The sequence below is a fragment of the Pseudomonas sp. BW7P1 genome (assembly GCF_024981055.1).
Lineage (GTDB): Bacteria > Pseudomonadota > Gammaproteobacteria > Pseudomonadales > Pseudomonadaceae > Aquipseudomonas > Aquipseudomonas bananamidigenes.
Window position 1 is genome coordinate 1,774,325 of the sequence record NZ_CP103374.1, and the last position, 16,696, is coordinate 1,791,020.

Sequence of the window (16,696 nt, forward strand, 5' to 3'; positions counted from 1 at the left end):
TGACCCTGTGGCGAGGGATGGGGTGCCGTGGGATGTTTATCGCGCCTGTGATCCTTGTTTGTGGAGTACCCATGGCCAATGCTTTACCCGACTTGAAACTTTTGCGCATCTTCGTCAGCGTCGTGCGGCATCAGGGGTTTGCCAATGCGCAGCAGGAACTCAACCTGTCGACTTCGGCGATCAGCACCTACATGAGCCAGCTCGAAGCCGCGCTCGGCCTTGTGCTGTGCCATCGCGGGCGTGGTGGTTTCAGTCTGACCAGCAAGGGCGAGCTGTTCCATCAGGAAACCCTGCGCCTGCTCGCAGAACTCGAGGGCTTCGAGCAATACGCCGCCGCGCTCAAGGGTGAATTGCGCGGCACGCTCAACCTGGGGGTGATCGATTCCACGGTCAGCGACAAGGCCCTGCCGTTCGCCGAAGCCATCGGCGCCTACAGCCAGGAACACCCGGCGGTGCATTTGCATCTGTCGGTGATGAGCCCTTATGAGCTGCAACTCGGCGTGCAGGACAACCGCCTCGATCTGGCCATCGGCGCGTTTTCCACGCGCATGAGTGGTCTGGTGTACATGCCGCTGTACCGCGAACAGCACTGGCTGTATTGCAGCAGCCGTCACCCGTTGTTCAACGAGCGGCGGATTCCCGAGCAGGTCATCACCCAGCAACGCATGGTCGGTCGCGGTTACTGGAGCCAGGCGGAACTGGCGCGCCACGGTTTCAAACACAGCGCCGCCACCGTGGAAAGTATGGAGGCGCAGCTGATTCTGGTGCTGTCCGGCGCCTACATCGGTTACCTGCCGGAGCACTACGCCCAGGCCTGGGCGGACAAGGGCGACCTGCGGGTGCTGTTGCCGGCGACCTTCGGTTATCAGGCGCCGTTTTCCATGATCATGCGCCGTGGCCGCAGCCGCGAGCCGTTGATCCAGACCTTCCGCGACCTGCTCAAAGCGCAGCTCAATCAGGCCTGAACATGTCCAGACCTCAATGCCCGCGCTGCCTGCGCCCACAAACCCACTGCCTGTGCCCGCTGATTCCCAGCCTCGACAGTCGCACCCGCGTGTTGCTGTTGCAGCATCCGAGCGAGGTCAATCACGCGCTGAACACCGCACGTCTGGCGGCGCTTGGTTTGAACAATGCGCAACTGATCGTCGGCGAGGTGTTCGAGGATCTGCCGGCGCTGTTGAATCAGCCGGGGTATCAGGCGCGGCTGTTGTTCCCGGCGGATGATGCGCAGCCGATGCAGGCGTACGCCGCCTCCGATGAAGCGTTGTTGCTGGTGGTGCCGGACGGCACGTGGCGCAAGGCGCGCAAGATGTTGCACCTCAATCCCTTGCTGGCGGCGTTGCCACGGGTGACGCTGGCGCAGGGCGGGATTTCGCGGTATCGGCTGCGCAAGGCGCCGGGGCCTGGGGCGTTGTCGACCATCGAGGCGATTGTGCAGGCGTTGCAGACCCTGGAAGCGCCGGCCTCTTTCGATCCGTTGCTCAAGCCGTTCGAGGCGCTGATCGAGGGGCAGATTGCGGCGATGGGGGAGGAGACTTTCCAGCGTAACCATGGCGATAGATAAGTGCTGAAGCGGCTGACCTCTTCGCGAGCAGGCTCGCTCCCACGTTTGATCGCAGGTGTACACAAATCATGTGCTCAGCTCAAATCCCCTGTGGGAGCGAGCCTGCTCGCGAAAGCATCAGATAAATCACCGCAAAGTCCGGATCATCGCTAGCGCTCGCGCATCGCCTCGGTCCTCGCCTTGAGCACCGGTTTGAGCAGGTAATCCAGTACGCTTTTCTCCCCGGTGATGATGTCCACCGTTGCCACCATCCCCGGGATGATCAGCAGCGGTTTCACATCCCCGCCCAGATGGTTTTTGTCGGTACGCACCTGAATCAGGTAAAAGCTGTTGCCCTTGTCGTCGGTAATGGTGTCGGCACCGATCAGCTCAAGTTTGGCACTGAGTCCGCCGTAGATCGTGTAGTCATAGGCGCTGAACTTGACCATGGCTTTCTGGCCCGGGTGCAGGAACGCCACGTCCTGCGGTCGCACCTTGGCTTCGATCAGCAGGTTGTCTTCCAGCGGCACGATTTCCACCATGTCGCTGCCCGGCTGGACCACGCCGCCGATGGTGTTGACCTTCAATTGCTTGATCACCCCGTGCACCGGCGAGGTCACCGTGGTGCGGCTGACGCGGTCGTCGATGGCGATGCTCGATGCGGTGATTTTCGACAGGTCGGTGCGTTTCTGGTTGAGGTCCTTGGCGGCGTCGGAACGGAAGGTCTGTTCCGATTCGTCGATCTTGCTCTTGATCTCGTTGATCGCCGATTCGGCCCGGGGAATTGCCAGGGTCGTGGCGTTCAGCGATCCGCGAATTTCCACCGCACTGCGTTTGAGCCGCAGGATTTCCACCGGCGACACCGCCCCGGTGCCCACCAGTGGCGACGACATGTTCATCTCTTGCTGCAACAGCGCCAGACTGGAACTGTACTGACCCTGCTTGGAGCGAAACTCCGCCAGTTCCTGAGTCTTCTGCCGCAACTGTTCGGTGAGGGTCCGTTGTTCGCTGGCCAGCCTGCGCTGACGCTGGTCGTACAACGCCCGTTCGTCTTCGGCGACTTGCGGCGCCTTGCTGAGGATCTCGTCGGAGAGCTTCATCGGCCGGCCTTCGGACTCCGCCGACAGCCGTTCGACCTGGGCCATCAACGCGTAGCGATCGGCCTCGCTCTCGCCCTTGTTCGACAGAAACCGCGTGTCATCCAGGCGCAGCAGGGTGTCGCCCTTGTTCACCATTTGCCCTTCACGCACGAAAATTTCGGTGACGATCCCGCCCTCGAGGTTCTGGATCACCTGGACCTTGCTCGACGGAATCGCCTTGCCTTCGCCCATGGTCACTTCTTCAAGCACCGCGAATTTGGCCCAGACCAGCGCACTGATCAGCAGCGCCGCCGCCAGCCACACGGTGATCCGCGACCAGCGCGGCGAATCCTGCAACGAAGCACTGGCGGTTTCCGGCATGAATTCGGCTTCGGCGCTTTTGCCGAAACTGTCGAAGTAACCGCGCGATCTTGAGGAAGAGGAAGCAGACATGGGCGACTCCTAGACTGCCGCCGAGCCGACCCGGCCCTTGCGCAGTGCATCGATGACCGCTTCTTTCGGACCGTCGGCGACGATCCGGCCGTTGTCCAGCACCAGCAACCGGTCCACCAGGCTCAGCATCGAGGTGCGGTGGGTGACCAGCAACAGTGTCTTGCCCTCTACCCATCCATGAAGCTTCTGGCGCAGGACATCTTCGCTGCTGTTGTCCATGGCGCTGGTGGGTTCGTCGAGCAGCATGATCGGCGGGTCGAGCAACAGTGCCCGGGCCAGCAATACCGCCTGGCGCTGACCGCCGGAAAGCAATTGCCCGCGCTCGCCCACCGGCCGGTCGAAGCCTTGCGGATGCTGACGGGCCAGCTCGGTGACACCGGTCAGTTCGGCCACTTCGAGCATGCGCGCATCGCTGACATACCGGGCGCCGAGGGTCAGGTTGTCGCGCAGGCTGCCGGCCAGCAGCGGCAGGTCGTGGGCGACGTAACCGATCTGTTGGCGCAGGTCGGCGACATCCAGTTGCCGTAGGTCGAGGCCATCGAGCAGCAACTGGCCTTCCTCCGGTTCGAAGAAACCCATCACCAGCCGTGCGAGGGTGCTTTTGCCGGAACCACTGCGGCCGATGATGCCGATGCGTTCGCCGGGCTTGAGGCTGAAACCGACATTGCTCAGGGCCGGAGCGTTCTGGCCGTTGTAATGGAAGGTCACACCGCTGACGTCCAGTGCGCCTTGCAGTTGCGTGCGTTCCAGCGGCCGCTGTTTGCCGTCGCGTTCCTGGGGCAGGGCCATCAGCGCGTCGGTGCTTTTCATGGTCAGTTGCGCTTGCTGGTAGCGAGTGATCAGTCCGGCAATCTGGCCCAGTGGCGCAAGCACGCGACTGCCGAGCATGTAACTGGCCACCAGCGCGCCGACGCTGAGGTTGCCGGCGATGATGCTGTAAACCCCGGCGACGATGGTCGCCATCCCCGAGAACTGCTGGATGAACAGCGTGCCGTTGGTGGCCAGCGCCGAGAGGTTGCGTGCATGACTGTCGAGGCGGGTGAGGGCGCCGTGGGTGCTTTCCCATTTGTGCTGGCGCTCGCTTTCGGCGCTGCAGGCCTTGAGGGTTTCCAGGCCGCCGAGGGTTTCGATCAGCAACGCCTGACGCTCGGCGCCAAGGCTCAGACTTTTCTGCACGGTGTCGCGCAGACGTGCCTGAATGATCATCGCGAACATGATGGTGATCGGAAACGCCAGCAGCGGAATCACCACCAGCCAGCCACCGAGCAGGCCGATCACCACCAGCATCAGCACCACGAAGGGCAGGTCGATCAGGCTGGTCAGGGTCACGGCGGTGAGAAATTCCCGCAGCCCCTGAAAGTCATGAATGCTCTGGGCGAACCCGCCGATGGTCGCGGGCCGGGCTTTCATCGCCATGCCGGTGATTCGCTCGAACAACGTCGCGGACAGGATCACGTCAGTCTTCTTCCCGGCGGTGTCCAGCAGGTGCGCTCGCACCACCCGCAGTACCAGTTCGAAACCGGTGCCGATCAACAGCCCGATGGCCAGCACCCACAGGGTCGACGTGGCCTGGTTCGGCACCACGCGGTCGTAGGTCTGCATGACGAACAGCGGCACCATCAGGCCCAGCAGGTTGATCAGGAAACTGGCGAGGATCGCGTCGCTGTAAAGCCATTTCGACAGCTTCAGGGTGTCGCGAAACCACGCCTGGACCCTTGGCACCAGGGGTGAACGCAGGTCTTCCAGTTCATGCCGGGGCCGGGCGAACAAGGCCTGCCCCGTATAGTGTTCGGCAAGCTCTTCGTGGCTGACCCACTGCTCGCCGCCGTCGGCTTCACTGGGCAGGATCAGCGCCTTGCCGTCATCGGCAAGACGACGCAGCACCGCCGTGCGGCCATTGCCCAGCAGCAACAGCACCGGCAGGTTGAGCGGGGAAATGTCCTTGAGATCGCGGCGCAGCATGCGCGCCTGCAAACCGGCCCGGGCCGCTGCACGGGGCAGCAGGTCCAGGCTCAGACGTTGTCTGTCCAGGGGCAGCCCGGCACTCAGGCTGGCGCGACTGACCGTCGCGCCGTGGAGTTTGCAGAGGATCAACAGACCGTCGAGTAACGGATCATCGAAGCTCAGACGCGGATCAATCCCGGAAACACCGGGTTCCATGCTGGTCATATTGATCGCCTCTCTTGATGACTGCCCGATTACCTGTGGCGAGGGAGCTTGCTCCCGTTTGAGTGCGCCGCACTCACATGGATCTCAGTGTTGCCGGGTTCGTTGGGGGCGCTGCGCACCCCGGCGGGAGCAAGCTCCCTCGCCACAACGGTTTATTTGAGTTCGGGCAAGCGCGCCTCGTTTTTCACTTCGGCAGCGGCAATTGCGTCAGCCGGCAGCACCACCCGTTGCTTGCTCAACAACTGCCCCATGTTCGCCAGCACGCGGTACATCGAAAACTCCTCGGTGTAGCGGATTTCGGTGTAGCGGCGGTTGGCGTTGTACAGCTCGTTTTCGCTGTCGAGCAGGTCGAGCAGGGTGCGTTGGCCGAGGCCGAACTGATCCTGATAGGCGGCGCGTACACGCTTGGTGGTCTCGGCGTATTCGCGGGCGGTCGGGGTCTGTTTCTTGGCGTTGACCATGGCGTTCCAGGCCAGGTGAATGTTCTCGTTGAGCTGGCGCAGGGCGTTGTTGCGGATATCCATGGCCTGGTTGATCTGGTGCGCATCGGAAGCCAGTCGCGCCTTGTCGCTGCCGCCACGGAACAGGTTGTAGTTCATCACCACGCCGACCCGCCATTCGTTGTCGTGGCCTTCGTCACCCTGCACGTTGTTGTTGGCACCGACCGCCGCTTCGGCATCGAAGCGTGGATAGAACGGCGACTTGGCGACTTCGTACTGGCTCTCGGCCGATTGCACGTCGGCCTGGGCGGATTTCAGGTACGGGTTGTTCTCCACCATGCTCTGCTGGGCTTCGGGCAAGGTGGCGGGCAATTCACCACGGGTCGAGGCCGGCGCTTCCAGTTCATCGGGCATGCGCCCGACCACGGCGTAGAAATTCGATTCGGCGTCCGCCAGATCGACCTCGGCAGTGTCGAGGTTGTTCTGCGCCAGCGCCTTGCGGGCTACCGACTGGTCGGAGTCGGCGGTGCTGCCGATGCCGCGCTGGGTACGCAGGCCGATCTGGTCGTTGACCCGCAGGTGAGCCTGCAGATTGTTCTTGGCAAGCGTCACCAGTTCGCGGCGCTTGAGCACTTCGAGGTAGACCTCGATGGTGCGCAGGGCCAGATCCTGGGCGGTGCCTTGCGCGTAATACGCTCGAGAGTTGGACACGCCCTTGGTGCGTTCGACCTCGTTGGCGGTGTTGAAACCGTCGAACAGCATCTGCCGCAGGCGCAGCTCGGACTGGGTGTAATTGAGGATTTCGGTGTGGTGATTACCCAAGGCCCGGGTGTTGGTGTTGTCGCTGTAGCCGCGCCCGTAGGCAGCGTTCAGATCCACCGACGGATAGAAGCCGCCCCTGGCGACTTTCACCTGTTCATCGGCCGACAGTTTGGCGTCCACCCGCGAAGCCAGTTCCGGGTGGGTCGCAATGGTGCTCTGAATGGCTTCGGTGAGGTTCATGGCCTGAGCCTGGGAAGTGCAAGCCATGGCCAGCAAAACCGCACTGCAGAGGGGTGTTGGAAAGCGCATGGGTGCATCTCCCTGAGTCCTGATGGTATTCCGCTGTCGCCAATTTATTGACGAGTTTTTTAGTGTTTAGCGTCTCATCGCTGTTACAACAGAGCTAAGAACATCCTGAAGCGTAGCTAAGAAAAATTTTTCATATGGGTTATGCCGAAAAAAACTTATGCGCTTTGCCGAATCCAGCACATTGTTCCATTCGAAAGCCTTTGTTTTATGCGCTTTAGGGAGTGCATGAAGGCTTGAGGAAAGTTCCACTCACTTTGCGACATACGGGCGAAGTACTGCTAAAGGGGAGGGACGCGTAGCGGCAAAAGGGCGACAGTTTTTTGTCACTCGGGTGATTCACCACCGTTACGTAGCGCTAGTGGGCGTGCTGCATCGATCCGGGATTCCAGGTGCCTGAGGGCGCTGGGGTTTCTGAAGATGCACAACCTGCGAAACGAACTGTCGAGGTGCGAGCGTCGCCCCGACAACCCGTTTGAGCCATGGGCTGCTTCGCGAACCAGCGCCGACGGTGGTCGGCAGCGGAGGACATGCACATGGCAACGCTCATCGGGACGGTTTCCAAAGTCATTGGTCAGGTATTCGCTCAAACGGCGGACGGAAGTCGGCGCGCATTGCTCGCGGGCGATCGACTGTTTGCCGGGGATCAATTGATCACGGGCGCGGAGGGAGCGGTCGCCGTCCATCTGCAGAACGGCCAGGAACTGACCCTGGGCCGCGACAGCAGCCTGACCCTGACCGGGCAATTGCTGGCCAACCACGCGCCCCATGTGGATGCCCCGGAAACGCTGACTCCGAGCGATGCGCAACTCACCGATGTCGCACAGATCCAGAAAGCCATCGCCGCCGGTGAAGACCCGACCCGATCCGCTGAAGCCACTGCGGCCGGCCCCGATGCGCCCGGTGACATCAATGGCGGCAAGGGCGGTGGCCACAGTTTCGTGTTGCTGACCGAAGTGGGTGGCCGGGTCGATCCGGTCATCGGTTTCCCCACGGCCGGTTTCGGTGGCATTCCCGAGTTTCCGCAAGAGCGGCACAACGTAGTGGTCGACAATGGCGACAACACGCCGGTCGTTGCGCCACCGGTCAACAATCCGGTCAATCTCGTTGGCCTGGATGTACCCGGCGGCGAGTTGACTTTGAACGAAGCCAATCTGCCGGACGGTTCTGCCGCCAATCCCGGCGCGTTGACCCAGGCCGGCAGCTTCAGTATCTCGGCGCCCGATGGTCTGACCAGCCTGAGCATCGGCGGCATCAACGTAATCGTCGGTGGCGTGCCGGTCGGTTTCCCGCAATCGATCACCACACAACTGGGCAACACCCTGACCATCACCGGTTACAACCCGGCCAATGGCACGGTCAGTTACAGCTACACCCTCAACGGCAACGATGCCCATCCGGCGGGTGACGGTGCCAACAGCCTCAGCGAACATTTCACGGTGATCGCAGGCGACAGCAACGGTGACACGGCGACCGGCTCGCTGGACGTCAACATCACCGACGACGTGCCCAAAGCGGTGGATGACAGCAATGCCAGCACCGCTTCGGAAACCAACCTGAGCCTGACCGGCAACGTGCTGACCAACGACGTCCAGGGAGCCGACCGCATTCCTGTCGGTCCCAACAGCGGCCCGGTGGTAGCCGGTACGTTCACCGGGACTTACGGCACGCTGGTGCTGAACGCCAACGGGACTTACACCTACACCCTCAATACCAGCGACGCAGATTTCAAGGCGTTGCATGGCGGCGGCAACGGCACCGAAACCTTTACATACACCCTGCGTGATTCCGATGGCGACACCAGTACCGCGAATCTGGTGTTGCAGATCCACAACAACGACGATCCGGTGATCATCAGCGGCCTCGACGTCAACGGCGGCGAGCTGACGGTTTTCGAGAAAAACCTCAGCAACGGCAGCGCACCGGATGCCACCGCGCTGACCCAAAGCGGCACGTTCACCATCACCGCGCTGGACGGTGTCACCACGCTGACCGTGGGTGGCATCGCCGTCGTGACCAACGGTGTGGCCGCCGGATTCCCTCAATCCATCACGACGCCGCTGGGCAGCACGCTGACCATTACCGGGTTCAACGCTACGACCGGCGTCGTCAGCTACAGCTACACCCTCGATCACAACGACGCGCACCCAACTGCCAACGGTGCGAACACCCTGAGCGAACAGTTCGCGGTCACCGTGGTGGATGACAACGGCACTACGGCCAATGCCAGCCTCGATGTGAATATCGTCGACGACCTGCCAAAAGCCGTAAACGACACCAATGCCGGCACCGCATCGGAAACCAATCTGACGCTGACCGGCAATGTGCTGACCAACGACGTGCAAGGTGCCGACCGTGTGCCGACCGGCCCGGTCACCGCCGGAACGTTTACCGGCACCTACGGCACTCTGGTGCTGAATGCCGATGGCTCTTACACCTACACCGTCAACCCTAACGACGCCGACTTCAAAAACCTGCACGGCGGTGGCAACGGCACCGAAACCTTCACCTACACCATCACCGATTCCGACGGCGATACCAGCACCGCGAACCTCGTCTTGCAGATCCACAACAACGACGATCCGGTGATCATCAACGGCCTGGATGTGAACGGTGGCGAACTCACCGTCTACGAGAAAAACCTCAGCACCGGCAGCGCACCGGATGCCACCGCGCTGACCCAAAGCGGCACGTTCACCATCACCGCGCTGGACGGTGTGACCACGTTGACTGTGGGGGGCATCGCCGTCGTGACCAACGGTGTGGCCGCCGGATTCCCTCAATCCATCACGACTCCGCTGGGCAGCACGCTGACCATTACCGGGTTCAACGCTACGACCGGCGTCGTCAGCTACAGCTACACCCTCGATCACAACGACGCGCATCCGACTGCCAACGGCGCCAATACGTTGAGCGAACAGTTCGCGGTCACCGTCGTCGATGACAACGGCACTACGGCCAATGCTTCGCTGGACGTAAACATCGTCGATGACCTGCCCAAAGCGGTGGACGACAGCAACGCCGGCACGGCTTCGGAAACCAATCTGACGCTGACCGGCAATGTGCTGACCAACGACGTGCAAGGTGCCGACCGTGTGCCGACCGGCCCGGTCACCGCCGGAACCTTCACTGGAACTTACGGCACCCTGGTGCTGAATGCCGACGGTTCCTACACCTACACCGTCAACCCTAACGACGCCGACTTCAAGAACCTGCACGGCGGTGGCAACGGGACTGAAACTTTCACCTACACCATCACCGACTCGGACGGCGACACCAGTACCGCGAACCTCGTGCTGCAGATCCACAACAACGACGATCCGGTGATCATTAACGGCCTGGATGTGAACGGTGGCGAACTCACCGTCTACGAGAAAAACCTCAGCACCGGCAGTGCGCCGGATGCCACTGCGCTGACTCAAAGCGGCACGTTCACCATCACCGCGCTGGACGGCGTAACGACCCTGACCGTGGGCGGCATCGCCGTCGTGACCAACGGTGTGGCCGCCGGATTCCCTCAATCCATCACGACGCCGCTGGGCAGCACGCTGACCATTACCGGGTTCAACGCTACGACCGGCGTCGTCAGCTACAGCTACACCCTCGATCACAACGACGCGCACCCAACTGCCAACGGTGCGAACACCCTGAGCGAACAGTTCGCGGTCACCGTGGTGGATGACAACGGCACTACGGCCAATGCCAGCCTCGATGTGAATATCGTCGACGACCTGCCAAAAGCCGTAAACGACACCAATGCCGGCACCGCATCGGAAACCAATCTGACGCTGACCGGCAATGTGCTGACCAACGACGTGCAAGGTGCCGACCGTGTGCCGACCGGCCCGGTCACCGCCGGAACGTTTACCGGCACCTACGGCACTCTGGTGCTGAATGCCGATGGCTCTTACACCTACACCGTCAACCCTAACGACGCCGACTTCAAAAACCTGCACGGCGGTGGCAACGGCACCGAAACCTTCACCTACACCATCACCGATTCCGACGGCGATACCAGCACCGCGAACCTCGTCTTGCAGATCCACAACAACGACGATCCGGTGATCATCAACGGCCTGGATGTGAACGGTGGCGAACTCACCGTCTACGAGAAAAACCTCAGCACCGGCAGTGCGCCGGATGCCACCGCGCTGACCCAGAGTGGCACGTTCACCATCACCGCGCTGGACGGCGTCACCACACTGACCGTGGGTGGCATCGCCGTCGTCACTAACGGTGTCGCCGCTGGCTTCCCTCAATCCATCACGACGCCGCTGGGCAGCACACTGACCATCACCGGCTTCAATGCCACCACCGGCGTTGTCAGTTACAGCTACACCCTCGATCACAACGACGCGCATCCGACTGCCAACGGCGCCAATACGTTGAGTGAGCAATTCGCGGTCACCGTGGTGGACGATAACGGCACCACGGCCAACGCATCGCTGGACGTAAACATCGTCGACGACCTGCCAAAAGCCGTAAACGACAGCAACACCGGCACGGCTTCGGAAACCAATCTCACGCTCACCGGTAACGTCCTGACCAACGACGTGCAAGGCGCCGACCGTGTACCGACCGGCCCGGTCACCGCCGGCACCTTCACCGGGACTTACGGCACGCTGGTGCTGAATGCCGACGGTTCCTACACCTATACCGTCAACCCTAACGACGCCGACTTCAAGAACCTGCACGGCGGTGGCAACGGGACTGAAACTTTCACCTACACCATCACCGACTCGGACGGCGACACCAGCACCGCGAACCTCGTTTTGCAGATCCACAACAACGACGATCCGGTGATCATCAACGGCCTGGATGTGAACGGCGGCGAACTCACCGTCTACGAGAAAAACCTCAGCACCGGCAGTGCGCCGGATGCCACCGCGCTGACCCAAAGCGGCACGTTCACCATCACTGCTCTGGACGGCGTCACCACACTGACCGTGGGTGGCATCGCCGTCGTCACCAACGGCGTGGCCGCCGGATTCCCTCAATCCATCACCACGCCGCTGGGCAGCACGCTGACCATTACCGGGTTCAACGCTACGACCGGCGTCGTCAGCTACAGCTACACCCTCGATCACAACGACGCGCACCCAACTGCCAACGGTGCGAACACCCTGAGCGAACAGTTCGCGGTCACCGTGGTGGATGACAACGGCACTACGGCCAATGCCAGCCTCGATGTGAATATCGTCGACGACCTGCCAAAAGCCGTAAACGACACCAATGCCGGCACCGCATCGGAAACCAATCTGACGCTGACCGGCAATGTGCTGACCAACGACGTGCAAGGTGCCGACCGTGTGCCGAGCGGGCCGGTCACCGCCGGCACCTTCAACGGGACTTACGGCACTCTGGTGCTGAATGCCGATGGCTCTTACACCTACACCGTCAACCCTAACGACGCCGACTTCAAGAACCTGCACGGCGGTGGCAACGGGACTGAAACTTTCACCTACACCATCACCGATTCGGACGGCGATACCAGCACCGCGAACCTCGTCTTGCAGATCCACAACAACGACGATCCGGTGATCATCAGCGGCCTCGACGTCAACGGCGGCGAGCTGACGGTTTTCGAGAAAAACCTCAGCAACGGCAGCGCACCGGATGCCACCGCGCTGACCCAAAGCGGCACGTTCACCGTCACCGCCCTCGACGGTCTGCAAACCCTCACGGTCGGCGGTATCGCGGTGGTCACCAACGGTGTGGCCGCAGGCTTCCCGCAATCGGTCACCACGCCGCTGGGCAGCACACTGACGGTCACCGGCTTCAACGCCGCGACCGGCGTCGTGAGTTACAGCTACACCCTCGTGCACAACGACGCGCACCCGAGCGGGAGTGGTGCCAACAGCCTCACCGAGAACTTCAACGTGGTGGCTACCGATGGCGATGGCAGCACCGCGTCGGGGCAGATCAACGTCAACATCGTCGATGACCTGCCGACCGCCAAGGCCGATACCGGCTCGGTGGTGGAGGGCGGTACGGTCAACATCAGCGTGCTGGGCAACGACGTCACCGGTGCCGATGGCCCGGCAGCAGGCGGTGCGGTGGTGGGCGTGCGGGCCGGCAGCGATACGTCGACCTCGGCCATCGGCGGCCTCAACAGCAACATCAACGGCACCTACGGCTACCTGACCCTGGATGCGGCGGGCAACGCGGTCTACCACAGCAACCCGAACTCGGTGAGCCCACCGGGCGCCACCGATACGTTCACCTACACCATCCGCGACAGTGACGGTGACGAAAGCACCACCACCATCACCGTGAACGTCGCCGACAGCAAACTCGTGGCCTCGGTGGATCAGGACGTGACCGTCTACGAAAAAGCCCTCGATCTGACCAAGGACGGGCAAGACCTGGCTCCCGGCACGGTCATCGGCAGCGACCCGAGCAACACCGGCGAAACCGCCAGCGGCACGCTGGTCGGTGCGGTCACCGGCGGCAGCGGCGCGATCACTTACACCCTGGTCGGCAGCGCCACCGGTACCTATGGGCAGATCCAGCTCAATGCCGACGGTACGTACACCTACACCCTGACCTCGGCGCCGAAAACCACACCGAACGCCAACGACGGACCGAACACCCTGAGCGAAAGCTTCACCTACAAAGCCACCGATGCGCTGGGCAACAGCACCACCAGCACCATCGTGGTCAACATCGTCGACGACGTGCCCAAAGCGGTGGCCTCGGATCGTTCGGTGGCGGCGGTGGAGATCGATTCCAACATCCTCATCGTGCTCGACATCTCCGGCAGCATGGCCGACGCCTCCGGCGTGCCGGGCCTGTCGCGGCTGGACCTGGCCAAGCAGGCGATCAGCGCCTTGCTCGACAAGTACGACGATCTGGGCGATGTGAAAGTACAGCTCGTCACCTTCAGCAGCAGCGCCACTGACCGCACGTCGGTGTGGGTCGATGTGGCGACCGCCAAGACCTTGCTCGCCGGCCTCAGCGCCGGTGGCGGCACCAACTACGATGCGGCCGTGGCGACCATGCAGACCGCGTTCAACACCTCGGGCAAACTCACCGGGGCGCAGAACGTCGGCTACTTCTTCTCCGACGGCAAACCTACAACCGGACAGGAAATCGGTACTGCCGACGAGGCCGCGCTGAAGAACTTCCTCGATGCCAACAACATCAAGAACTACGCCATCGGACTCGGCAGCGGTGTGAGCAACGCCAACCTCGATCCGATTGCCTATGACGGCATCAGCCACACCAACACCAATGCCGTGGTGGTCACCGATCTCAATCAACTCAACTCGGTGCTGTCCGGCACCGTGGAAGGCGCGCCGGTTACCGGTTCGCTGCTGGGGGACAGTGGTTCGTTCGGCGCCGATGGCGGTTTCATCAAGTCCATCGTGGTCGACGGCACCACCTACACCTATGACCCGAAAGCCAACAGTGGCCAGGGTTCGCTCACCGCCAGCGGCGGTACCAACCACGGTACCTTCAACACGGTGAACAACACCCTGAGCATCGCCACCAACAACAGCGGCACGCTGGTGGTCAACCTCGACACCGGCGACTACAGCTACACCTCGCAGAAAACCACCACCACGGTGATCACCGAGAACATCGGCTTCACCCTCAGTGACAACGACGGCGACCTCGCCAGCTCGACGCTGACGGTGAAAGTCATCCCGAATTCGCCTCCGGTGGCGGTGGACGATCACATCATCACCAACGTGCTGTCGAGCACCGTGACGGTGCCGGGCGAGCTGCTGCTGGCCAACGACAGCGATCCGGACGGCGACACCCTCAACGCTTCGCCCACCACCTTCAATACCGGTTGGGTGGCCAAGGGCGCGGACTTCACCGGCAGCGGCGCGATCAGCTTCACCGGCACCAGCAACACCAGCGCCAACCAGAACCTGGCCGATGTGCGCAGCTCCTTTGCGGCCAATACGGCGGCGATGACAGCGGTGCTGGTGGTCAGCGGCTACCTTGGCGCCGTGACCAACGCCAATGCCAACGATGAAGACCTGATCACCGTCAAACTGAAACAGGGCGAGACCCTCAATCTCGACCACAACCTGGCGGCCGGGCACATCACCATGGAGTATTCGGTGAATGGCGGGGCGTTCGTCAGCATCGCCGATGGCGGCACCATCACCGCCAGCGCCGACGGTACGTATCAGATCCACATCACCAACATCACCAACACCAGCGGCAGCAACTCCAACGCTGCGGAAAACTACCAACTGACCATGACGGTCAACTACGCCGGGGCCCACGACGTCACCCCGGATTTCCAGGGCACCTACACCGCCAACGACAATCACGGCGGCAGCGACACCGCCAACGTGACCATCAGCTATCAGGACGGCCACACCCTCACCGGGACGTCTGGTGATGACGTGCTGGTGGCGGGCAGCGGCGACAACATCCTTAACGGCGGCGATGGCAACGATGTGCTCACCGCCGGCTCCGGCAACAACGAACTGCATGGCGGCGCCGGCAATGACTTGCTGTACAGCGGCCCGGGCAACGACATTCTCGATGGCGGCCCCGGTATCGACACGGTCAGCTACGCCCATGCCACCGCCGGGGTGACGGTCAACCTCGGCCTGCTCGGTGCGCAAAACACCGTCGGCGCGGGCACCGATACTCTGAGCGGCATCGAGAATCTCGTCGGCTCGAACTTCAACGACACCCTGACCGGTGACAACAATAACAACGTCATCAACGGCGGGCTGGGCAACGACATCCTCAACGGCGGCGGGGGAGACGACCTGCTGATCGGCGGCATGGGCAACAACACCCTGACCGGCGGGCCGGGCGCCGACACCTTCCAGTGGCTCAAGGGCAACAGCGGCCACGACACCATCACCGACTTCACCCCAGGCACCGACAAGCTCGACCTGTCGCAACTGCTGCAAGGTGAAAACGGCACGGCAGCGTCACTGGATGACTACCTGCACTTCACCGTCACCGGCAGCGGCGCCTCGGTGGTCACCACCATCGATGTCAGCGCCATGGCCGGCGCCACACCGAACCAGACCATTGACCTGGCGGGCGTCAATCTGGCCAGCCATTACGGTGTGACGCCGGGGGCGGGCGGGGTGATTGCCGGTGGACATGACACGGCGACGATCATCAACGGCATGCTGAATGATCATTCGTTGAAGGTGGATACGGTGTGATCTGAACGCTGAAACGACAAAACCCGCCGTTCCGGTTAGACGGGACGGCGGGTTTTTTATGGATGGCGAAATCTGTGGCGAGGGAGCTTGCTCCCGCTGGGTTGCGAAGCAGCCCCCAAACGCATTGCGAGCGCTTCGCACTCGAGCGGGAGCAAGCTCCCTCGCCACAATCGCTCACTTGGCTAGAGGTTTGCGTCAGCCTTCAGTTCCAGATTATCCAGCACCCGGTTCACCGCCAGCTCTCCCAGCATGATCAGTTGCGCAATCCCCGATAGCACATGCCGCTGCGGCGCATCGAGCATCCCGGCGAAATCGCTGGCCATGGTTTTGGCCGAGGTCAGGGTCTCGCAGGCTTCGGCCAGCAGCTCTTCGCTCGGGATGCCAGGGGCGATGAGGTAGCGGGTGTCGGGTTTGAGCAGCGGTTTTCTGGGGTGGAAGGGGTTGAGGTAGTGATCGAGAGCGCGTTCGGCGGCTTCGTGGAATTTCTTGGAATCGAGGGTTTCGTAGGGGGAAGTCGAATCGACTTCCGGCGGGTTTGGCGTGGGTTTGATCATGGATAAAGCCTCTAGAGTAGTGGAGGCGCCACACTTCGCTGCTAAACGAAAGAGGTGGCGGCCGTACGCGGGTTAGCAGACCAGGACTCTAGAACCCGGCGCACCGAAGTGCCCCACGCAAAGCCGCCATAACGTGAACGGACAGGCGTGAGCCTGATCACGAACAAACGGCATTGTGCGTCTAGAGTAAAATCCGGGCTGCTAAACCCGATCGCTGCTTTTCAGCGACCGCCAAACA

At 62.1% G+C, this 16,696-nt stretch carries 7 protein-coding genes; 3 read left to right on the plus strand and 4 right to left on the minus strand.

The window, feature by feature from the left end:
- The first annotated feature begins 71 nt into the window (after positions 1-71).
- Positions 72-965 carry a LysR family transcriptional regulator gene (locus NWV16_RS08080; RefSeq protein ID WP_007956593.1) on the plus strand — a complete coding sequence of 298 codons (894 nt, stop codon included), beginning with the start codon at positions 72-74 and terminating at the stop codon, positions 963-965.
- A gap of 2 nt (positions 966-967) precedes the next feature.
- Positions 968-1,564, plus strand: coding sequence for a tRNA-uridine aminocarboxypropyltransferase (locus NWV16_RS08085; protein WP_260522629.1), 597 nt, complete (start codon positions 968-970; stop codon positions 1,562-1,564).
- Between the two features lie 149 nt (positions 1,565-1,713).
- Here the strand turns inward: NWV16_RS08085 and NWV16_RS08090 are convergent, their stop codons facing one another.
- The 3 genes from NWV16_RS08090 to NWV16_RS08100 form a co-directional block, all read right to left on the minus strand.
- A complete protein-coding gene (locus NWV16_RS08090) occupies positions 1,714-3,075 on the minus strand; it encodes an HlyD family type I secretion periplasmic adaptor subunit (RefSeq protein WP_260522630.1) in 1,362 nt (453 codons plus the stop codon).
- A 9-nt stretch (positions 3,076-3,084) separates the two neighbouring features.
- Positions 3,085-5,244 carry a type I secretion system permease/ATPase gene (locus NWV16_RS08095; protein ID WP_260522631.1) on the minus strand — a complete coding sequence of 720 codons (2,160 nt, stop codon included), beginning with the start codon at positions 5,242-5,244 and terminating at the stop codon, positions 3,085-3,087.
- A gap of 152 nt (positions 5,245-5,396) precedes the next feature.
- Entirely contained in the window at positions 5,397-6,755 is a 1,359-nt protein-coding gene (locus tag NWV16_RS08100) for a TolC family outer membrane protein (RefSeq protein WP_065260945.1), read from the minus strand.
- A 533-nt stretch (positions 6,756-7,288) separates the two neighbouring features.
- Here NWV16_RS08100 and NWV16_RS08105 point away from each other — a divergent pair.
- Positions 7,289-15,904 carry a retention module-containing protein gene (locus NWV16_RS08105; protein ID WP_260522632.1) on the plus strand — a complete coding sequence of 2,872 codons (8,616 nt, stop codon included), beginning with the start codon at positions 7,289-7,291 and terminating at the stop codon, positions 15,902-15,904.
- Positions 15,905-16,086: 182 nt separating this feature from the next.
- Here NWV16_RS08105 and NWV16_RS08110 read toward each other — a convergent pair whose 3' ends face one another.
- Positions 16,087-16,458, minus strand: coding sequence for a DUF6124 family protein (locus tag NWV16_RS08110; protein ID WP_260522633.1), 372 nt, complete (start codon positions 16,456-16,458; stop codon positions 16,087-16,089).
- Positions 16,459-16,696 lie beyond the last annotated feature (238 nt).